The sequence below is a fragment of the Streptomyces anulatus genome (assembly GCF_000721175.1).
GTDB classification, from domain to species: Bacteria; Actinomycetota; Actinomycetes; order Streptomycetales; family Streptomycetaceae; genus Streptomyces; species Streptomyces anulatus_C.
Genome location: NZ_JOEZ01000031.1, coordinates 47,927 through 68,147 on the forward strand (window position 1 = coordinate 47,927; position 20,221 = coordinate 68,147).

A 20,221-nucleotide genomic window follows, 5' to 3' on the forward strand; every position below is an offset into this window, starting at 1 on the left:
CACAACAGGAAAATTCGCCCCCGACTTCGGTGCTTCGTAGCGACGGGCTGTCACTCTGGGGCTTCAGGGTGCCCAGGTGGGTAGTAGTACCTGTTGCGATCGCGTGGCGGCTGGTCAGGCTGCCACTGCCAGATGGACCGGCGATGGCGACGGTGAAGGTCACGGTGAAGACGTAGTCGTGTGAGCCATCGCATTGGCTTCTTCGAGGTGTCCTGGACGTACAGCGGGGTTGCCACGATGAGCCGTGGGAGGAATTGCGACTCCGGGACGTGGAGGTCTACCCGGGCCAACCCCTGTACTCGCGCACGATGCTGCGGTGCATGGTGGCCTTCAATCACGTTGAACACCCACCGCGCCACCTGTTCAGGACGATTGACGCGTGACACGGCCAGGGCTTCCGCGGTCAGGGCTTCGGGGATGTCTGTCCGCCCACGTTCATCTGCATCGTTGATCTTGAGGATCAGCTCATGCAACCACGTGGTACCGGATCCCATTCTTCCTGCCGTTGCGGTCTTCTTGAGCAGGTGTTCCGTGGAACCGCACAACATCAGGTCAACCGGGGTTCCAACCGCACTTCGTTCACTTCGCAAGGATCCGAAGAAGAGCACAACATCGTCGAGGTCGGGGAGATCGCTGTCCCCGTGGGATGTGCTCCATCCCATCTCAACGTCGAAAACGATCCACTCGCCAGTCGCGAGCTCCGGAGCGTAGAAGTGCGCTGCCTCACGCTCAAGCTGCCGCCGCACCTGGCGAAGCCTGTGGAGCTCAGTGTCGGTCGGATTCCGCGGTGGCGCGGGTGAGACTGCCACCGTTGCAACCTGTAGATCTACTTCTGCGTTCATCGTCGGCAGGCGGCGTGGTGGGCGTTCAGGGAAGAACGCTTCCAGCCTGCGCCGGGAGAAGTAGATCATGTTGTTCAACCGCATATATGCCCCACTGGCTTAGCGGGCTCCCCGTGAGCCACACAGCTCAAATACCCACCGACCGGTCACGGCGAATCGTCGGGGAGCCCGCCTGCATCATGGGGCTGTCAGCCTTCGGCCGCGGCCACGCCGATCGGGCAGGAAACGCCCGTCCCGCCGGTGCCGCAGTAGCCATTGACGTTGCGGTCGAGGTACTGCTGGTGGTACGCCTCCGCCGGCCAGAACGGGCGGCCCTCGGCCGGGAGGATCTCCGTGGTGATCTCCTTGTGGCCCGAGGCCGTCAGGACCTTCTGGTAGGCCTCACGGGACGCGTCGGCGGCCGCTGCCTGCGCGGGGGAGTGGGTGTAGACCGCGGAGCGGTACTGGGTGCCCACGTCGTTGCCCTGGCGGAAGCCCTGGGTCGGGTTGTGCGACTCCCAGAAGAGCTTCATCAGCTCCTCGTACGTGACGACGGCCGGGTCGAAGACGACGCGTACCGCCTCCGTGTGCCCGGTCAGGCCCGAGCAGGCCTCCTCGTACGTGGGGTTCTCCGTGTAGCCGCCCTGGTAGCCGACGAGCGTCGTCCAGACGCCCTCGGTCTGCCAGAACTTCCGCTCCGCGCCCCAGAAACAGCCCAGCGCGAAGTCCGCCACCTCCAGGCCCTCCGGATACGGGCCCACCAGGGGGTTGCCGAGGACCGTGTGGCGGGAGGGGACGGAGAACTCGGGGACGGGGCGGCCGCGCAGGGCCTGCTCCGGGGTGGGGAGCTCGGGGGTGCGGTGGTTCAGGAACATGCGGGGGCTCCTCCGGGGGTCGGTGTCCGGTACGTACAACAAGGGAGCGGCCGCCGGGATTCCGGGGCGCGGGGGCTCGGGGAAGGCGGCTCTCCCCGCGCCTCCGACGCCCCTTCGCTCACCCCTTCGTGGCCGTACCCGGACCCGGACCCGTACCCGCCGTCACCGCCGCCAGTGCCCGTGCGAAGCCCCGCGTCCGGGCCGTCTCGTGGTTCCGGTGCCACACCAGCGCGAGCGAGGAGTCCGGGAGGCCGGTCACCGGGACGAACGCCACCGCGTGGCTGCCGTAGTAGTCGGCCGTCGGGTCGCACAGCAGCATCGCGCCCCGGTCCGCCCGCACCAGGGCGAGGCCCTCCTGGAGACTGCTCACCGCGGGCCCGGCCGGGATCGCACGGCCGCCGGGTGTGGCGGCGGGGGCCTGGGCCAGGCGCCAGTACTCCGGGGCCGCCCCCTGGACGCCGATGAGCGGGCAGCCCGCCAGGTCCTCGGCGCCGATGCCGGGGCGGCGCGCGTACGGGTGCCGGTCGGAGACGGCGAGGGTCAGCGGCCGGGCGGAGAAGACCGGGCCGAGCACCAACTCCTCGTCCCGGACCGGCATCAGCACCACCGCCGCGTCCACCTCCCCACGGTGCACCGCGCCGAACGGGTCGGAGAGCGGGATCTCCACGATCTCGGCGGCACAGTCGGGGTGCCCGTCCCGGAAGGCCGTGACCGCCCGCATGAACGGGTCGTTCGCCGTCCCCTGGAAGCCGACGCGGAACAGCCCGCCGACGCCCCTCGCCGCGTCCCGTACCTCGTCGATCGTCGCGACGATCGCGTCGAAGGCCGGCCGCAGCCCGGCATGGAACTGTTCGCCGAGCGGGGTGAGCCGGACCCGGCGGCTCGTCCGTTCGACCAGCCGCCCGCCGATCCTGCTCTCCAGGGCCCGCAGCAGCTGGCTGATCCGGCTCTGCGAGAGGTAGAGGCGCTCCCCGGCCCGGCCGAAGTGGAGCTCCTCGGCCAGCGCGAGGAAGGCCTCCAGTTCCCGGATCCCCGGATTGCTCACCTGTTCCCCGCCTTCGCCGGTCCGGATCCATTAGCTCAGGTCATAGAAGGATGAGAGTCCGGCCGTTGTTCCCGGCCTCCGGCCTCGATTGGCTGGGGACATGACGCAGGTTCAGGAATCCTCAGGCGCCAGGCCCGCCCGCCCGACGCCCTCGCGCAGCGGCTGGTGGGGAGTGGCGGCCCTCGCGCTCGGCACCTTCACCGTGGTCACCTCCGAGATGCTGCCCGTCGGGCTGCTCACACCGATGGGCCGCTCACTCGGCGTCCCGGAGGGCGTGGCCGGTCTGACGCTGACCATCACCGGCCTCGTCGCGGCGCTCTCCGCCCCGGCCCTCGTCCCGCTCCTGGGCCGCGCCGACCGGCGTACGGCCCTGTGCGCGCTGGTCGCCGTGCTGGTCGTCGGCAACCTCGGGGCGGCCTGGGCGCCCGACTTCGGGACCATGGTCGTCGCCCGCGTCCTGGTCGGCGTCGGCATGGGCGGCGTCTGGGCCGTCGCGGCGGGGCTGGCGGTGCGCCTGGTCCCCGCGAAGTCCGTCGGCGCCGCCACCTCCCTGGTCTTCGGGGCATCGCCGTGGCATCCGTCCTGGGCGTCCCCGCCGGTACGTACCTGGGCGCCCTCGCGGGCTGGCGCGCCGCGTTCCTGGCGGCCGCCGGGCTCGGAGCCGTGGTGCTGGTCGCGGTGGCGCTCCTGCTGCCCCGGCTGCCCGCGGAGCGCACGGTTCCGCTCGGCGGTGTGCTGCGGCTGACCCGCGACCCCCGGCTGCGTACGGGACTCCTCGTCGTCGGCTTCCTCGTCACCGGGCACTTCGCCGCGTACACGTACATCAGACCGGTCCTGGAGGACGTCTCCGGCGTCGGCGCGGGCACGATCGGCACCCTGCTCCTGGTGTACGGCATCGCCGGCGTGGCCGGGAACTTCCTCGCCGGGGCCGGGGCGGCCCGCTCGCCGCGCGCGACGCTGCTGGCGATCGGCACGGTCCTGGCGCTCACCGTGGCCGCTCTGCCCTGGCTGGGCGGTTCCCCCGCCCTCGCGGCCGTCCTGATGGCCGTCTGGGGCCTCGGCTACGGCGGCGTGTCGGTGAGCACGCAGACCTGGGTGCTGCTCGCCGCCCCCGACGCCCGCGAGGCCGCCTCCTCGCTGTTCGTCGGGGTGTTCAACGGGGCCATCGCGCTCGGGGCGCTGGCCGGCGGTCTGGTGGCGGACGGCATCGGGGTCACGGCCGTCATGGGGACGGGCGCGGCGCTCGTGGCGGGTGCGCTGGTGACCACCGCGGCCGGCCGGGCCCCCGCACCCGCCAGGGCCTGACCCCCGTACGGGGACCCCTGTGCGGAGACCCCCGTACGGAGACCCCCGTACGGAGACCCCCGTACGGAGATCAGTGCGGCAGCGTCGCCGGGCTGCCGCCGTTCGCCTCGTACCCCGCGACCGCCAGCGCCCGGTAGACCGTGTACTGCGCGGCCGGGTCCGGGTCCGTCGTCCACGGCAGCGCGCCCACATGACCGTCCACCCGGACCAGCTGGTGCATCGCCTCCGACCAGCGCTCCATGTGGACCAGGAACAGCACCAGCAGATGGCGGACATGGGCCAGCATCGGGTCGTCCGCACGTGCCGCGTGCACCGCGAACATCGCGCCCTCGACCGCCTTGGTGACCACCTGGCCGCGGTAGAAGCCCTGCACCAGGTTGACCTCCGGCAGGTGCTCGTACACCGCGAACAGCGGTAGCGCCGCCAGCAGCGAACCCCGCGGGGCGCGAGCGGCGGCGGCCGTGGCGAAACGGTCGGCGTCGGCGCGCGAGCCGTGCCACTTCTCGCAGTGGAAGTGCAGCGCGGCGATGTGCGCGCCCATGTGGGCCGGGGCCCGGTCGATGATCTTCGCCCAGAGCTGGTCGAACTGCTCCGGGGTGTAGTTCAGACCCCGGGCCACCGCCAGCTCCACGATGTACGGCACGGGGTCGCCCGGCGCGAGCAGGGCCGCCTCGCCGCAGACCGTACGGGCCTCCTCCAGGATGATCCGGAAGTCGTCGCTGCCCGCCGCCGAGGAGCGCCACGCCTGCTGCACCAGGAACTCCGCGTGCACCGCCGCACCGCCCGCGTCCTTCGGGGACTCCGCGCGCCAGGTCCGCAGCCACGCGCCGCCCACCCCGGGCCGCTGCGCCAGCTCCAGCGAGGCCGCACCGGCGAAGGCCTGGATCCGCTGCCAGCGCACCTCGCCCTCCTTCGGCGTCCCGGCCAGCAGCTGGGCGGCCGCCCGCCAGTCCTGGGTGCCCTGGACGACGTCGAGGACGTCCAGGAGGTCCTGGTCCGGGCCCGGCATCCGGACGTCCAGCTCCTCCTGGCGGGCGAAGCCGTACGTGTCGGGGTCGGCCGCGTCGGGCGAACCCGGGGCGACCTGGCGGATACCGCCGCGGCGGCGCATCACGAACGGGCCGACGACCGCCGCGAGCATGCACATCGCGAGCAGGAACAACAGAATCTCCATGGACCCATTGTCCCCGGAGCGGCGAGTGGCCGGTAAGGGCCCTCTTCACGAACTACGCTCGGCCCCATGAGCGACCAGCACAGCTTCGAAACCCTCGCCATCCACGCGGGGAACACCGCCGACCCCCTCACCGGCGCGGTGGTTCCGCCGATCTACCAGGTGTCCACGTACAAGCAGGACGGCGTGGGCGGACTGCGCGGCGGCTACGAGTACAGCCGCAGCGCCAACCCGACCCGCACCGCCCTCGAGGAGAACCTCGCGGCCCTCGAAGGCGGCCGCCGCGGTCTCGCCTTCGCCTCCGGCCTCGCCGCCGAGGACTGCCTCCTGCGTACGCTGCTGACCCCAGGCGACCACGTGGTCATCCCGAACGACGCCTACGGCGGCACGTTCCGGCTGTTCGCGAAGGTGGCCTCGCGGTGGGGCGTGGAGTTCTCCGTGGCCGACACCTCGGACGTGGCGTCCGTACGGGCCGCGATCACCCCGCGCACCAAGGCGGTCTGGGTGGAGACCCCGTCCAACCCGCTGCTCGGCATCACCGACATCGCCGCAGTGGCCCAGGTCGCCCGGCAGGCCGGGGCCCGCCTCGTCGTCGACAACACCTTCGCCTCGCCCTACCTCCAGCAGCCCCTCGCGCTCGGCGCGGACGTCGTCGTGCACTCCACGACCAAGTACATGGGCGGCCACTCCGACGTCGTCGGCGGCGCGCTCGTCGTCAGCGACCCGGAGCTGGCCGAGGAGCTGGCGTTCCACCAGAACGCCATGGGCGCGGTCGCCGGGCCCTTCGACGCCTGGCTCGTGCTGCGCGGCATCAAGACCCTCGCCGTCCGCATGGACCGGCACACCGAGAACGCCACCAAGGCCGCCGACCTGCTGACCCGGCACCCCAAGGTCTCCCAGGTCCTCTACCCGGGCCTGCCCGGGCACCCGGGCCACGAGGTCGCCGCCAAGCAGATGAGGGCCTTCGGCGGCATGGTGTCCTTCCGCGTCGCGGGCGGCGAGGAAGCGGCGGTCGAGGTCTGCAACCGGGCGAAGCTCTTCACGCTGGGCGAGTCCCTCGGCGGCGTGGAGTCGCTGATCGAGCACCCGGGGCGGATGACGCACGCCTCCGTCGCGGGCTCCCTGCTGGAGGTCCCCGGCGACCTGGTCCGGCTCTCCGTCGGCATCGAGAACGGCGACGACCTGCTCGCCGACCTCACCCAGGCGCTGGGCTGATCCCAGGGGCCGGACACGTGAACGCGAGGGGCGCCCGCCGGAACCGGCGGGCGCCCCTCGGCGCGTTCAGACGCTCACCCTCTCGTCCTCCAGCATGCCTCTGACCTGCTCGCGCAGTTCGGGCCCGTCCTCGTGCCCGTGGACCGAAGCGGCGTGTTCGCTCGCGGCCCGGACGACCTCGTCCTCCTCACCGGTGATGGTGAGGGAGCAGTTCATCTCGCTCGGATACTTGCGGCAGTCCGCGACCTTCCTGGTCATCACGGCCTCCTCGGCTCCTTGGGACGACCGACTCCTCCAGCGTAGGCCTCCCGCGCCGGGACCCCAACGGCTCACCGGTCCTCCAACGGCGGAGTGACCTGGGCGGGCTCGGTCGCCCACGGCTGCTCGATCCCCGCCCAGAGAAGGAACGCCACCAGCGCCAGGGCCAGCAGCCAGCCCGCCGTCCGGTGCGCCGCCCGGCGCAGCCGCATACGGCGCCCGCCGTGCCGGACCGCCCGCGCGGCCAGGTCGGGCGGCAGGGCCGGGTGCGGGCCGTCGAGCATCCGGCGGACCTGCTCCTCGCGCGGGTCCCGGCGGCCGGCGCTCACGGTGCCGCCCGGGAGTCCGGGGCCGGCCGCGGCCCGGCCGTACCGTGCGAGGGCCCCCGCCCAGGACCGGCGGTCCCGCGCCCCGCCCCGGCCGTACGCAGCGTCGCCACCGCGCGGGCGCACACCGCGCGGATCCGGTCGGCCGGCAGCCCGAGCAGCGCCGCCGTCTGCTCCTCGCCGGCCTCCTCGTACATCCGCAGGACGAGGACGAGCCGCTCGATGGGCGTCAGCCGGTCCAGCAGACCGCCACGCGGCCGCTGGTGGCGCCGGGCCTCCCGGGCGAACCGGAGGGCCAGCTCCCGGCGGGCCCGGTCGTAGGGGTCGCCGCCGCGCAGCCGGTCCCAGTCGGCGTACGTACGGGAGAGCGCCGCGTGCAGCAGCCGCTCGGCCCGCGCGTACGCGCCCGGCGGCTGCGACGGTTCGCCGGTGAGCAGCGTCGCCGTGTGCAGCAGGCGTCCGCCCGCGCCCGCCACGAAGTCCTCGAACTCCAGGGCGCGGAGCCGGTCCCGACGGGTCGCCCGCTCAGCCATGGACCACATACGAGCCCCGGCGCACCGCCCCGGTCAAGAGTCCGGACGCGCCCGGTGAAGGGGAGGGGCCGCCGTCAGTCGGACTGCGGCGGCTGGTGCGCGGCCTGGCGGGCGGCCAGCGATCCGTTGAAACGGGTGAGCAGGGTGCAGAAGACGTCCCGCTCCTCCTCCGACCAACCGTCCGTCACCTGGGACATCAGCTCGCGCCGCGAGGCGCGGACCTCGTCCAGCCGGGCCTGCCCGCGCGGCGAGAGCTGGAGCACCACGGCCCGGCCGTCCTCCGGATGCGAGGTGCGCTTGACCAGACCGGTGTCGACGAGCGGCGCGACCTGCCGCGTCACCGTCGAGGAGTCGATGCCCATCCCGGCCGCCAGCGCCTTGACGCCCATCGGACCTTCCCGGTCCAGCCGGTTCAGCAGCAGGTACGCCGCCCGGTCCATCGAGTTGCGGACCTGGCCGACACCGCCGAGGCGGGTCTGCTCGGCACGGCGGGCGAAGACCGCCACCTGGTGCTGGAGCGAGTCCAGCAGGCGGTCGGGGCCCGGGTGTTCGGGGGCGGCGCCCCCGGAAGGAGACGCAGCAGTCGTCATGTCCTGAGGGGGCATGGCCGGGGGCTCTCTTCAGTGCGGTGTCGGATGGGTGGGGGACAGAGTACGCGGCCCCGGGGCAACGCGTACCAGTGCCGCACAAACCTGCGGACACCACCGCAGGCCGCCATGAGACAAGTCTGCCGCCCGCTGTCCGAGCTGCAAGACTTGCGGACATGAGCTTCCGCGCGACCGCCTCCCACCCGGCCCTGATCCTCGACGACGTCCGGGGCGCGCAGAAAATGCTGTCCGGGGTGGCGAGGGTGACCGCTTTGGAGGGCAGCCGGCACCTCACGGAGCTGGTCGGCGCCCCGGTCCACCTCAAGTGCGAGAACCTCCAGCGCACCGGCTCCTTCAAACTGCGCGGCGCCTACGTCCGGATCTCCGGCCTCACCCCGGTGGAGCGGGCGGCCGGGGTCGTCGCCGCCAGCGCCGGGAACCACGCCCAGGGCGTCGCGCTCGCCTCCTCGCTCCTCGGCGTACGCTCCACGGTCTTCATGCCCGTCGGGGCGCCCCTGCCCAAGGTCGCCGCGACCCGGGAGTACGGGGCAGAGGTGCGGCTGCACGGCCAGGTCGTCGACGAGACCCTCGCCGCCGCGCAGGAGCACGCGCAGGAGACCGGCGCGGTGTTCATCCACCCCTTCGATCACCCCGACATCATCGCGGGCCAGGGCACCGTCGGGCTGGAGATCCTGGAGCAGTGCCCGGAGGTCCGCACGATCGTCCTCGGCCTCGGCGGCGGCGGGTTCGCCGCGGGCGTCGCCGTCGCGGTGAAGGCCCTGCGCCCCGACGTCCGGATCGTCGGCGTCCAGGCCGAGGGCGCCGCCTGCTACCCGCCCTCCCTGGCCGCCGGGCACCCCGTCTCGCTCGACTCCCCGGCCACGATGGCCGACGGCATCAAGGTGGGCCGCCCCGGCGACGTACCGTATCGGCTGGTCGAGGAGCTGGTCGACGAGGTCCGTACGGTCACCGAGGACGAGCTGTCCAGTGCGCTGCTGCTCTGCCTGGAGCGGGCCAAGCTGGTCGTCGAGCCGGCCGGGGCCAGCCCGGTGGCCGCGCTGCTCAGCGACCCGAAGGCGTTCCGGGGGCCGGTGGTGGCCGTGCTGTCCGGCGGCAACGTCGACCCGCTGCTGATGCAGCGCATCCTGCGGCACGGGATGTCCGCGGCGGGCCGCTACCTGAGCCTGCGGCTGCGGCTCACCGACCGCCCGGGGGCGCTGGCCACCCTGTTGGCCGCACTGACCGTGGCCGACGCCAACGTCCTCGACATCAGCCATGTGCGCACCGACCCGCGCCTCGGGCTGACCGAGGCGGAGGTCGACCTGCATCTGGAGACGAAGGGTCCGCAGCACTGCGCGGAGGTCGAGGCGGCGCTGCGCGCGGCGGGCTACCGGGTGCTGGGCTGAGAGGGCGTTTAGCGTGGACGGATTGCCGCTTATGGCCTAGTAGGTTCCTCGCCAGGTTGGTGTGGTCTCGTCCGTTATGCGCTTGGCGAGGTTGTCGATCGAGGCGAGGTGGATCATGGCTTCGGAGCTGGCGGCGAGAGTCTCGTAGTCGCGGGCGAGCCGGCGGTGCATCATTATCCAGCCGATACTCCGCTCCACCACCCAGCGTCTTTTCACGACGTGAAAACCGCGAACTCCGGGGTTTCTGTTGACGACTTCAACGTCGATTCCGAGCTGTGCTCCGTGCTCGACCACGGCGTTCTTGAAGCCGGTGTCGACCCAGCTTTTCGTGATGGTCGGATACGTTTCCTTGGCCTGGTCAAGGAGTTGTTTTCCCACGGCGTTTTCGGAGAGGCTCGCTGCGGTGACGATCGCGACGAGGAGGAGCCCGAGCGTGTCGGTGAGGATGCCTCGTTTCCGGCCGACGATCTTCTTGGCGGCGTCCGTTCCCTGGCTGGTCAGGGGCACGTTGGTGGAGGTCTTCACGCTCTGGGTGTCGATCACGGAGGCGGTCGCCTCGGGCTTGCGCCCCTCCTTCACCCGGGCCAGGCCGGTGAGGTCGTAATTGATCTGGGCGAAGATTCCCTCGTCACGCCACGCGGCGTAGTAGGCGTAGACGGTGCCGTGGTTCGGGAAGTCGTGCGGGAGGTATTTCCAGGGGATTCCCGTGCGGTTGACGTAGAGGAGCGCGTTGAACACGTCGCGTAAATCGACCTTGGCCGGCTGGCCGGTCGGTCTGCGGTCGAGCCGGGCCTTTCTCCAGGCCGTCAGCGTCGGCTCGATCAAGGCCCATCGGGCGTCGGACAGGTCGCTGGGGTATGGCTTCCGCTCGCTCACCGCCCAACGCGAGCACGAGCGTGCCGGAGGATTCGGTTCCGCTGGCTACCGGGCGGTTCTGCATCATTTTCAAACCAGACGGACTTCCGAAGGTGAAAGCGGATGAGGCGGACACTCGGACTTGTGACCAGAGGGAGGGCATTCATCATCTAGCAGATGAAAGCTCTCAAAAGGGTGTAGAAACAGAAGACGTATTCGGGAATAAGTCTACGTAAACGCCCTCTGAGGGCCCGCTTCGCACCGATTGGCCGGATCTCGTCATTGGCCGCGCGGTGAAGCCCCGTGAATCCTAGGATCACTGAGTGAGCCCGTACGGGTGCGGTGATCCACGAGTGACGGGGGAGACTCTCCATGCCAGGTGCGATCCATGCCGAAGGTCTGGTGAAGACCTTCGGCGACGTACGAGCCCTGGACGGCGTCGATCTCGACGTCCCCGAGGGCACCGTCCTCGGACTGCTCGGGCCCAACGGTGCGGGCAAGACCACCGCCGTACGGGTGCTGACCACGCTGCTGCGCCCGGACAGCGGCACGGCGGTCGTGGCCGGGATCGACGTGCTGAGGAAGCCCAACGAGGTACGCCGCTCGATCGGGCTCTCCGGGCAGTTCGCCGCGGTCGACGAGTATCTGACCGGCCGGGAGAACCTCCAGATGGTCGGGCAGCTCTACCAACTGAGCGCCCGGGACGCGAAGGCCCGCGCGGGCGTCCTGCTGGACCGGTTCAACCTCGGCGACGCCGCCGACCGCACCGCCAAGACGTACTCCGGCGGTATGCGCCGGCGGCTCGACCTCGCCGCGGCGCTCGTCGTCTCCCCGCCCGTGATGTTCATGGACGAGCCGACGACCGGGCTCGACCCGCGCAACCGGCAGCAGCTCTGGGACGTGATCGAGGACCTGGTGGCGGGCGGCACGACCCTGCTGCTGACCACGCAGTACCTGGAGGAGGCCGACCGTCTCGCCCACGACATCTGCGTCATCGACCACGGCAAGGTCATCGCCCGCGGCACCTCCGACGAGCTCAAGGCCCGCACCGGCGGCGAGCGCGTCGAGGTCGTCGTGCACCGCCCGGACGAGATCGGGCGCGCCCGGACCGTGCTGACCGCCCTCGGCGAGGGCGAGGTCACCGTGACCCAGCTCTCCCGCAAGCTGACCGTCCCGGTGAGCGGCGGGGCCAAGCTGCTGGCCGAGATCATCCGGGACCTGGACGCCCAGGGTGTGGAGATCGACGACATCGCCCTGCGCAGGCCCACCCTGGACGACGTCTTCCTCTCGCTCACCGGCCATGCCGCCGAGGCCCCCGAGCAGGAGGACGAGGAGTCCGCCGGGGCCCGGGCGGAACGGTCCCGCGACTCCCGGAGCAAGGAGGACAACCAGTGAGCGCGATCGCCAAGGACACCCCCGCGCTGGTGCCCCGTCCCTCCGGGGGCGTCACCCAGTCCGTGAAGGACTCCCTCGTCGTCGCCAAGCGGAATCTGATCCGGATGACCCGGATCCCCGAGATGGTGATCTTCGGACTGATCCAGCCGATCATGTTCGTGGTGCTGTTCACCTACGTCTTCGGCGGCTCGATCAGCATCGGCGGCTCCACCGATCCGCAGCTGTACAAGGAGTTCCTGATGGCGGGCATCTTCGCCCAGACCGTCACCTTCGCCACCGCGGGCGCCGGCGCGGGCATCGCCGACGACATGCACAAGGGGCTCATCGACCGCTTCCGGTCGCTGCCGATGGCCCGGGGCGCGGTCCTCACCGGACGGACGCTCGCCGACCTCGTACAGACCACGCTCACGCTCGTCGTGCTCGCGGGAGTGGCGCTGATCGTCGGCTGGCGCACCCACGAGAACATCGGCAAGGTGCTCTGCGGCTTCCTGCTGCTGCTTCTGCTCGGCTACGCGTTCTCCTGGATCGGGGCCCTGATCGGTCTCTCCGTGCGCACCCCGGAGGCGGCGACCTCCGGCGGGCTGATCTGGCTGTTCCCGCTGACGTTCATCTCGAACGCCTTCGTGCCGGTCACCGGCATGCCGACGTTCCTCCAGTACGTCGCCGAGTGGAACCCGTTCAGTGCCACGGTGGCGGGGGCCCGTCAGCTCTTCGGGAACACGATGCCGGGCGTGCCGGAGTCCGTCACCGGGGCCTGGCCGATGGAGCACCCGATTATCGCCTCGATCATCTGGTCCGTGCTGATCATCGTGGTCTTCCGCACCCTCGCGGTCCGCAAGTACCGCTCGGCCGCCGTCTGACGCCTGCTCCCGTCCGCTCCGGGGAGAGCGAGCGGAGCGGTGAGCACCGGCCGCGTCGCGAGTCTCTTCAGGCGGACGCCGGGGTGTCGGTGGGCGCCGCACGACGCCCCCGCGCGCGGGCGCGGGAGACGACGCACGGGAGCCCCGGCCTTCCATGAGGCCGGGGCTCCCGTGTCGTTCCGTCGCGGTGGGCCGGGTCAGCCGGAGTAGGGCTTCGCCGCCAGGATCCTCACCGTCGCGGTCTTGCCGTTCGGCAGCTCGTACTCCGCGTCGTCACCGGTCCGCTTGCCGTTCACGCCGAGGCCGAGCGGGGACTGCGGGGAGTACGTCTCGATGTCCCCGCTGGCGTATTCGCGGGAGGCGAGCAGGAAGGTCAGCGTGTCGTCCTCGTCGCCGTCGAAGGCGATCGTGACGACCATGCCGGGCTCGACCACGCCGTCGTCGGCCGGCGCCTCGCCGACCTTCGCGTGCTCCAGGAGCTGCGTCAGCTGGCGCACCCGCAGCTCCATCTTGCCCTGCTCCTCCTTGGCCGCGTGGTACCCGCCGTTCTCCCGGAGGTCACCCTCCTCACGGGCCGCCGCGATCTTGACGGCGATCTCCGTGCGGGCGGGCCCAGACAGGTGCTCCAGCTCGGCCTTCAGCTGGTTGTAAGCCTCCTGCGTGAGCCAGGTGACGTTTTCGCTGGTCTGGGTCACAGGTGCTCCTCGTCGGTGCTGGGAATACAAAGCATCGCCCTACCCGGAAGCATGTGCTTCTCCGGGTGGGCGAAACCACGAGCCTAACAATTCCGCAGGAAAAGGGGGAGAAGGTAAAGCGTCACACGCCCGAACCGGCCGCTGTGACCCGTATCGTCGCAGGTCACAAGGGGTGCGGTTCCGATCAGCCGGTCGGCCCGTCGTCGGCGGTGCAGCCCATCGGCTCGACCGCGGTCGCCCTGGACCGGGTGACCACCTTCACGACCTCGTCGATCCGGTCCTCGGCCCGGTCGAACCGGACCTCCTTGCGGCCCACCTCGGAGCCGTCCTCGCTGAGTGCCCGCACCAGGCAGTAGCCGTGGCCGTCGCGGTCCTTGCGGACCTCCAGGTGGACGTCGGCCCGGGTGTCGGAGACGACCTTGAACTTGATCATCTCGGCGCTGATGCCCTGGCCGCCCACATAGTCGAAACCGATCCAGCCGATCACGCCGAGCAGGGCGACGCCCAGGACCGATCCGACGATCTTCAGCTTGCGGTCCGCACGCTGATCCTCGGTCCGGCCGTACCGCCCCTCGGGCGCAGCCTCACGAACCGCCGTCATGATCGTTCCCTCCGGGCCGGGCATCGAGGAATTTTCCAGCCCCTCGTTCAGTCACTATAGAAGCCGCCCGCCCGCCACCCGACCGCGCCCCACACCGGTGTCGCGCGGGCCGGCACCTCTGATGAGACAGAGACCGGATCGACCCATCGACCCATGATCGACCAGAGCGACCAATGACTGAGGATCGAGCTTTGACTGAGCAGCTGCGACTGATGGCCGTTCACGCCCACCCCGACGACGAGTCGAGCAAGGGCGCGGCCACCATGGCCAAGTACGTGTCCGAGGGGGTGGACGTGCTGGTCGTGACCTGCACGGGAGGCGAGCGCGGCTCCATCCTCAACCCGAAGCTCCAGGGCGACGCGTACATCGAGCGGAACATCCACGAGGTACGCAAGAAGGAGATGGACGAGGCCCGCGAGATCCTGGGCGTCCAGCAGGAGTGGCTCGGCTTCGTCGACTCGGGGCTGCCCGAGGGCGACCCGCTGCCGCCGCTGCCCGAGGGCTGCTTCGCCCTGGAGGACCCCGAGACCGCCGCGGGGCGCCTGGTGGCGAAGATCCGCGCGTTCCGGCCGCAAGTCATCACCACGTACGACGAGAACGGTGGCTACCCGCACCCCGACCACATCATGACGCACACGATCTCGATGATCGCGTTCGACGGTGCGGCCGACGCGGAGCGGTTCCCCGAGGACGAGTTCGGCCCGGTCTGGACGCCGCGGAAGCTCTACTACAACCAGGGCTTCAACCGGCCGCGCACCGTCGCCCTGCACGAGGCGCTGCTCGCCCGGGGCCTGGAGTCCCCGTACGGCGAGTGGCTGGAGCGCTGGGGGGAGTTCGAGCGCGTGGAGCGCACGCTGACCACGCACGTTCCCTGCGGCGAGTTCTACGAGATCCGCGACAAGGCGCTCATCGCGCACGCCACGCAGATCGACCCGGAGGGCGGCTGGTTCCGGGTTCCGATGGACATCCAGCGCGAGGTCTGGCCGACCGAGGAGTACGAGCTGGCGAAGTCCCTGGTCGATACCTCCCTCCCCGAGAGCGACCTCTTCGCGGGCATCCGCGACAATGCCTGATATGTACGCGACCCAGGCACTGACGCACCTCGTCCCGCTCGCCGCCGAAGAGCTCGACAAGAACAAGGTGACCCCCGGCGTCCTCGGCTTCCTCGTCTTCGCGGCGCTCGCCGTCGGCGTGTGGGCGCTGATGAAGTCGATGAACCGGCACATGGGCCGGGTGAACTTCGAGGAGGCCCCCGACCCGGCGGCGGCCGCCGAACCGGTCGGCGACGGGGCGTCCTCCCCCCGGAAGTAACCCCGCGCCGGGAACCGCGCGCGTCAAAGGAGGGCGTCCGGCCCGGTGCCGGACGCCCCTCACCCCGTACGGGTACGGGCCCCGTGCCGGCGCACTCCTCATCCCGTACGCGTACGGCGAGTACGGGTACGGCGCGTGCGGGTACGGCGCGTCCGGGTACGGGCGCCGGTCTCCGCCGCCCGCCCGGTCACGGCCGTCCCGTCATCGTCGTCACGGCCGGGCCGGCTCCGTCGGCACGCCCATGATCTGGCCGGCGGTGCGGGTCGGGGTCAGGCCGAGCCGCCACGCCTGCCAGCCGTCCTCCAGGTCCACGCCCCGCTCCAGGGCCACAGCGAACGCCGCCGCGGACTGCTCCAGCTTGCCGTCCCGCGCCGGGTGCCGGGCCTCCATCAGCTCGGCCAGCTCCTGCTGGGCGACCGCCGTGCCCACCTCGATGCCCCCGGGCGAGGCGTACGGCAGCAGCGTGCAGCGCAGGAACCTGGCCCAGTCGCCACCCCGCGCGTCCCCGTACGAGGCGAACAGCTCCGCCGCCTCACCGCACAGCTCCAGCGCCTGCGGCGCCCGCCCGTTGCCCGCGTCGATCAACGCCAGCTCCACGCACGCCCACGCCTGGCCGTACGGCACCTTGATCCGCCGGAAATCGGCCCGCGCGTCCATCAGCAGCTGCCGGGCGAACCCCGAATTGCGCAGGTTGCCCGTCTGCGCGGCCCGCTGGTCCCGGGTCACCCGGCCCGAATGGTGTCGGGCGCACGCCAGCCCGTACACGTCCCGCATCCGGGAGAACATCGTGCGGGACCGCTCCAGCTCGCGCACCGCCTGATCGGTGTCCCCGTCCTCCTCCAGCGCCTGACCCAGGTAGTACAGGGTCCACGCCTCACCGCGCGCGTCCTCGTTGTCCCGGTGCCGGGCCAGCGCATCGCGCAACTGCTCCAGCGCGGCCGCCGGATCGCCGTCCAGCAGCCGGGCCCGGGCCAGCTGGGTGATCGCCCACGCCTCACCGCGTCCGTCGCGGGTGCGTCCGTACAGCTCCAGGGCGGTGCTCAACGCCTCCTCGGCCGCCGCCACCTCGCCCGTCCGCAGCCGCACCTGCCCCAGCTGGAACTGCGTCCAGGCCTCGCCGTGCAGCGACTCGCCCTCCCGGTGCAGGCGCAGCGCGTCGTCCAGCAGCGTGAGCGCCTTCGCCAGATCGCCCCGGTCCCGCTCCACGGCGGCCAGGGCGTGCAGGGTCCAGGCCCGGTCCTCGGCCTGAGCCTCGGAGGACTGCAGGGCCAGCGCCTCGCCGAGCCGGGCCGCCGCCTCGGTCAGATTGCCCTGGTGGTGCAGGGTGATGCCGAGAGAGCAGAGGGCCAGTGCCTCGCCCGCGTCGTTCTGCGCCTCGTGGTAAAGGCCGACGACCGAGGACAGGGTGGTGCGCGCCTTGTCCAGCTCGCCGAGCTGCCGGGCCGCGATGCCCGTACGCCACTGCACCGACCGCTCCAGCAGACCGTGGTCCACGGCCTGAGTGAGCTCGCTGATCTCGCCCAGGCGGTACAGGTCGCCGCGCAGCAGGCAGTAGTCGCACAGCGCGCCCAGCAGATGCAGCACCGTGCCCTGGTCGACGCCCTCCGCGTGCCGCAGCGCCGCCGTGATGAAGCTCGACTCGTCGTCCAGCCAGCGCAGCGCCGAGTCCAGCGAACCGAAGCCGTGCGAGCCGAACTGCCCGGCGCGGGTCGACATCTTCCCGTCGACCATCCGGATCACCGCGTCGGCCAGCTCCGCGTAGTTCGTCAGCAGCCGCTCCTGCGCCGCCGTCCGCTCGGCCGGCTCCTCCTCGTCCAGCAGCCGGGCCAGCGCGAAGGCCCGCACCAGGTCGTGCAGCCGGTAGCGCGATCCCCGTACGCGGGTGAGCAGCCCGGCCCGCGCCAGCACGGTGAGCAGCCGCTCCGCCTCCTGCTCGTCCGCCGAGAGCAGCGAGGCCGCCGCTGCCGCCCCGAGGCTCGCCCGGCCCGCCAGCGCGAGCCGCCGCAGCAACCGCCGGGCCTGCTCGCTCTGGTCCGTGTAGCGCAGCCACAGGGCCCGCTCCACCGGGGCCACCGGCCCGTACGCGCCCAGATCCTCCGCCAGCGTGTGCCGGCTACGGGCCCCGAGCGCGGAACCGGCCACCCGCAGTGCCAGCGGGAGCCCGCCGCACAGCTCCACCACGGCGTCCGTGGACGGGTAGTCGTACGGTCCGGCCTCCTCTTCCTCGGCGACCTCGCGCAGCAGCTCCTCCGCGCCGGCCGCGTCCAGCGGGCCGACCGGCAGCTGGTGCACCCAGGCCGGCAGGTCCCCGGGCAGCTCCAGCGGCTCACGGGCGGTGACGATCACCAGGCTGTCCGAGCGCTCCGGCACCAGCGTCCGCACCTGACCGGCATCCGTCGCGTCATCGAGCACGATGGTGACCGGTGTCCCGTTGAGGTGCTGGTGGTACAGCTCGCCGAGCCGCCGCACCTGCTGCTCCGCCGAAGCGCCTTCACGGAACAGCAACTGCTCGCGCGGTGCGCCCAGCCGGTTCAGCAGATGCAGCAGGGCGTCCCGGGTCGGCAGCGGGCTCTCCCCGGCCACCTGGCCGCGCAGATCGACCACGCACGCGCCCCGGAACTGGTCCTTGAGCGCATGGGCGGCCCGCACCGCGAGCGCGGTCCGTCCCGACCCCGGCTCGCCGTGCAGCACCACGACGGTCGGCCGGGTCCGCGTGGAGGCGCGGGCCGCGTGCACCCACTGGGCGATCTGCGCCAGCTCGGCCCGCCGCCCGCTGAACGGCCCCTCGGCCTGCGGGAGATGGCCGAACGACTGCTCCAGCACCACCCGGGTGCGGGCCGCCGCGCTGCGGTCGCCGCCGCGCAACTGCCGTACCGCCGAAGTGGCCTGCTTCTTCGGAGTGCGGGGGGCCGGGGTCAGCATGCGCTGCTGGTCCAGGTACGGGCGGATGCCCCGTACCTCCAGGGCGGTCAGCCACTGGAGCCGCAACTGCTCGGCCCCGCCCGGCTGTCCGGCGGCTCCGGCGCGGCGGTGCGCGGCGGGCCAGTGCGAGGCGGTCGCCTTCGCCACGGTCGTCGCCGTGCCGGCCACCGCGACGGCCGCGCCCGCGCCGAGGGCCAGGCCGGTGTCCGCGCCGAGCGCCAGGTCCGCGCCGAACGCGGCGGCCGCGGCAACTCCCGTCACCAGCATGGGCGTTCCGAGCGTCGCTCTGCTGAACCGCTCCGAGAGCGGGCGCTGCGACACCGCCACCGAGTCCAGCGCCTGCGTGTACGCGGCGTACTCCTCGCCCGCGCTGGCGGCCATGGTGTCGAGCGCGGCCCGCGCCCGCGACATCAGCGCACCGGCATCGGTCCGTCCGCCGGTGCGCCGCGTCTCCTCCTCCACGGCGCGCACCAACAGCCTCTCGGCTTCCGCCCGATGGCTGTCCCGCATATGTGTCCCCCTCCGAGTGCCGCGCTCCGGACCTCGGGTTCCGGAGCGTCGGATACCAAGCGTCGGATATCCAGCGTCGGGGTCAAGTGTCCTGCGTGGCGCGCTCCGGCGCGAGGGGCGCAGGGCAAGGGGAGGGTCAAGCCGTAGGCGGACGGCTCACTGCTGCTCCCCGCCGTCCTCCTCCTCGTCCTCCACCGGCAGCCCCAGAACGAGCCGGGCCTCCCACTCCTCCGCGGACTCGTCCTCGTCGCCGTTGTAGTCCCAGCGCTTGCCGAACTCCGCCAGGGTGGGGGCCCTCGATGCGGACCGGTGGATGCCGGAGAGGGCGTCGAGCCGGTTCGCGAGCGCGGTGACCGGGCCGCGTGCCCGCGCCGGGAGGCCGTCGACCGCGCGCAGCAGCTTCGCCGACTCGGCCCCGCCTTCCGCCATCCGGTCGGCCCACGCCGTGGCCGCGGCGAGGTCGGTGTCCACCTGCTCGGGGACGCTGAACCAGGCCTCGGCCGAGGGCCGCATCGCCTTCAGGTACGCCAGTTGACCGGCGTCCCATGTGCCGGGGTCCTGCCGCAAGGAAGCCTCCGGCAGACCGGCCTCCGCGCCCAGCCAGCACCGCACGGTCCGGTCCCCGCCGGTCGCGCTGACCGACTCCGGGTAGTAGAAGGAGAATTCGACGGCCGGCAGGGTCCAGGTGTCCGGCGCGAAGCCGTGGAGCAGTGGCACGCAGCCCTCGAAGGCCTGCGCGGCGATGGCAGCGGGGTCGGAGATGGCATGGTCGCCCTTCAGCCGGAACGTTCCGTACACCTCGGCCGGATGCGGTCCGTCGCACGGCACGATCTCGACGGACGGGTCCGTCATCCGCTCGTCCTCGCTCTCCTGGGCGGAGAACAGCCCGCCCGCCGGTGCGAAGCAGTCCCCGGCCTTCAGGTCGAACAGCGTTCCCGCCTTCGGCTCCTGGGGGCCGAAGAGGCTCTCGCCCTCCTCCGTCCACGCGGTGAACCGCGCCCCGCCGATCACCAGCAGCAGGGCGGTCAGGATGACCACCGCCCCACCGACGGCCGTTCCGGCAATCGCGAGCCCCTTGCCGCGGCGGCCGGTGCGGGGGATCCGCACCAGCGCGACGATGCCGAGGACCAGTCCCAGTGGCGCGAGGCAGACGAGCAACGACAGCACGAGCGAGGCGACGGCGAGGCCGCTGAGCGGAGGCGGGGACACCGGCGGGCAGGGCGGCGGCCCGTGCGGGCCGGGCGCGGACGGCACGGAGGGTCCGGAAGGTCCGGAGGGCAAGGAGGAAGGCGGCGGCACGGTCATGGTCCTGTGCCCTTTCGTCCGGTAGGCAGCGCAGGGATCCGTGTGGGGCCGGGGTGCCGGAACGGTAGCACCGGGCACCTGCGCGCCCGTGTCCGCCCACCCTCGCCACCTGCCCGTTCACGCCCTGCCCCGTGGCGCGCGGGTGTCGTGGGGGAGGGTGCGCGAGGATTGGGCCCATGGCCAACCGACTTGCGCAGACCACCTCCCCGTACCTCCTCCAGCACG

19 protein-coding genes and 1 pseudogene are annotated in these 20,221 nt (G+C 72.0%); 7 read left to right on the forward strand and 13 right to left on the reverse strand.

From position 1 onward, the window contains the following. Positions 1-50 precede the first annotated feature (50 nt). The 3 genes from IG90_RS44445 to IG90_RS0130270 form a co-directional block, all read right to left on the reverse strand. On the reverse strand, positions 51-911 hold the full coding sequence (locus IG90_RS44445) for an SAVMC3_10250 family protein (RefSeq protein ID WP_124264659.1): 861 nt from the start codon (positions 909-911) through the stop codon (positions 51-53). Positions 912-1,030: 119 nt separating this feature from the next. Beyond that, positions 1,031-1,696: a peptide-methionine (S)-S-oxide reductase MsrA gene (gene msrA / locus IG90_RS0130265; RefSeq protein WP_030591502.1), complete on the reverse strand. Its 666-nt coding sequence runs from the start codon at positions 1,694-1,696 to the stop codon at positions 1,031-1,033. Between the two features lie 118 nt (positions 1,697-1,814). Next, positions 1,815-2,741 carry a LysR family transcriptional regulator gene (locus IG90_RS0130270; protein WP_030591505.1) on the reverse strand — a complete coding sequence of 309 codons (927 nt, stop codon included), beginning with the start codon at positions 2,739-2,741 and terminating at the stop codon, positions 1,815-1,817. Positions 2,742-2,841: 100 nt separating this feature from the next. Between IG90_RS0130270 and IG90_RS39895 the strand changes: the two are divergent. Then, positions 2,842-4,046 (forward strand): annotated as a pseudogene (locus tag IG90_RS39895) (MFS transporter). A 70-nt stretch (positions 4,047-4,116) separates the two neighbouring features. Here the strand turns inward: IG90_RS39895 and IG90_RS0130280 are convergent. Continuing rightward, complete coding sequence (locus IG90_RS0130280; RefSeq protein ID WP_030591508.1) at positions 4,117-5,220, reverse strand: hypothetical protein; 1,104 nt, start codon at positions 5,218-5,220, stop codon at positions 4,117-4,119. A gap of 66 nt (positions 5,221-5,286) precedes the next feature. Between IG90_RS0130280 and IG90_RS0130285 the strand changes: the two genes are divergently transcribed. Beyond that, positions 5,287-6,432, forward strand: coding sequence for a cystathionine gamma-synthase (locus tag IG90_RS0130285; protein WP_030591512.1), 1,146 nt, complete (start codon positions 5,287-5,289; stop codon positions 6,430-6,432). A 66-nt stretch (positions 6,433-6,498) separates the two neighbouring features. Here the strand turns inward: IG90_RS0130285 and IG90_RS0130290 are convergent, their stop codons facing one another. The 4 genes from IG90_RS0130290 to IG90_RS0130305 all read right to left on the reverse strand — a co-directional run bounded on the left by IG90_RS0130290 (position 6,499) and on the right by IG90_RS0130305 (position 8,154). Continuing rightward, entirely contained in the window at positions 6,499-6,690 is a 192-nt protein-coding gene (locus IG90_RS0130290) for a DUF1059 domain-containing protein (protein ID WP_030591515.1), read from the reverse strand. Between the two features lie 71 nt (positions 6,691-6,761). Further along, positions 6,762-7,019 carry a hypothetical protein gene (locus tag IG90_RS45320; RefSeq protein ID WP_030591519.1) on the reverse strand — a complete coding sequence of 86 codons (258 nt, stop codon included), beginning with the start codon at positions 7,017-7,019 and terminating at the stop codon, positions 6,762-6,764. Next, positions 7,016-7,549 (reverse strand): sigma factor-like helix-turn-helix DNA-binding protein, encoded by a 534-nt coding sequence (locus IG90_RS0130300; RefSeq protein ID WP_033894785.1) that lies wholly within the window; start codon positions 7,547-7,549, stop codon positions 7,016-7,018. Before IG90_RS0130300 ends, IG90_RS45320 begins: the two co-directional genes overlap by 4 nt. Positions 7,550-7,623: 74 nt before the next feature. After that, complete coding sequence (locus IG90_RS0130305; protein WP_030591525.1) at positions 7,624-8,154, reverse strand: MarR family winged helix-turn-helix transcriptional regulator; 531 nt, start codon at positions 8,152-8,154, stop codon at positions 7,624-7,626. Positions 8,155-8,312: 158 nt separating this feature from the next. On the opposite strand from IG90_RS0130305, the gene ilvA reads away from it, so the two are divergent. Then, positions 8,313-9,542, forward strand: a complete 1,230-nt coding sequence (ilvA, locus tag IG90_RS0130310) for a threonine ammonia-lyase (RefSeq protein ID WP_030591528.1) — start codon at positions 8,313-8,315, stop codon at positions 9,540-9,542. 36 nt (positions 9,543-9,578) lie between these two features. On the opposite strand, the gene IG90_RS0130315 is transcribed toward ilvA, so the two are convergent. Beyond that, positions 9,579-10,418 (reverse strand): IS5 family transposase, encoded by an 840-nt coding sequence (locus IG90_RS0130315; protein ID WP_030591530.1) that lies wholly within the window; start codon positions 10,416-10,418, stop codon positions 9,579-9,581. 351 nt (positions 10,419-10,769) lie between these two features. On the opposite strand from IG90_RS0130315, the gene IG90_RS0130320 reads away from it, so the two are divergent. Continuing rightward, positions 10,770-11,792: a daunorubicin resistance protein DrrA family ABC transporter ATP-binding protein gene (locus IG90_RS0130320; protein ID WP_030591532.1), complete on the forward strand. Its 1,023-nt coding sequence runs from the start codon at positions 10,770-10,772 to the stop codon at positions 11,790-11,792. Further along, a complete protein-coding gene (locus IG90_RS0130325) occupies positions 11,789-12,652 on the forward strand; it encodes an ABC transporter permease (RefSeq protein WP_030591534.1) in 864 nt (287 codons plus the stop codon). The genes IG90_RS0130320 and IG90_RS0130325 overlap by 4 nt, the downstream gene beginning before the upstream one ends. Before the next feature lie 197 nt (positions 12,653-12,849). Here the strand turns inward: IG90_RS0130325 and greA are convergent, their stop codons facing one another. Both greA and IG90_RS0130335 read right to left on the reverse strand, forming a co-directional pair. After that, positions 12,850-13,347: a transcription elongation factor GreA gene (gene greA / locus IG90_RS0130330; RefSeq protein WP_030591535.1), complete on the reverse strand. Its 498-nt coding sequence runs from the start codon at positions 13,345-13,347 to the stop codon at positions 12,850-12,852. Between the two features lie 184 nt (positions 13,348-13,531). After that, positions 13,532-13,948, reverse strand: a complete 417-nt coding sequence (locus tag IG90_RS0130335; RefSeq protein WP_030591536.1) for a DUF4307 domain-containing protein — start codon at positions 13,946-13,948, stop codon at positions 13,532-13,534. 191 nt (positions 13,949-14,139) lie between these two features. Here IG90_RS0130335 and mca point away from each other — a divergent pair, with 191 nt between their 5' ends. Together mca and IG90_RS0130345 are read left to right on the forward strand one after the other, a co-directional pair. Next, positions 14,140-15,021 (forward strand): mycothiol conjugate amidase Mca, encoded by an 882-nt coding sequence (gene mca, locus IG90_RS0130340; protein ID WP_078585469.1) that lies wholly within the window; start codon positions 14,140-14,142, stop codon positions 15,019-15,021. Position 15,022: 1 nt separating this feature from the next. Further along, positions 15,023-15,259, forward strand: coding sequence for a hypothetical protein (locus IG90_RS0130345; protein ID WP_030591539.1), 237 nt, complete (start codon positions 15,023-15,025; stop codon positions 15,257-15,259). 210 nt (positions 15,260-15,469) lie between these two features. Here IG90_RS0130345 and IG90_RS0130350 read toward each other — a convergent pair whose 3' ends face one another. After that, the gene (locus tag IG90_RS0130350) at positions 15,470-18,691 is read right to left on the reverse strand and encodes a tetratricopeptide repeat protein (protein WP_030591541.1); all 3,222 of its coding nucleotides are present in this window, start codon (positions 18,689-18,691) and stop codon (positions 15,470-15,472) included. 156 nt (positions 18,692-18,847) lie between these two features. After that, on the reverse strand, positions 18,848-19,945 hold the full coding sequence (locus IG90_RS0130355) for a DUF4190 domain-containing protein (RefSeq protein ID WP_233436120.1): 1,098 nt from the start codon (positions 19,943-19,945) through the stop codon (positions 18,848-18,850). Positions 19,946-20,221: the final 276 nt, after the last annotated feature.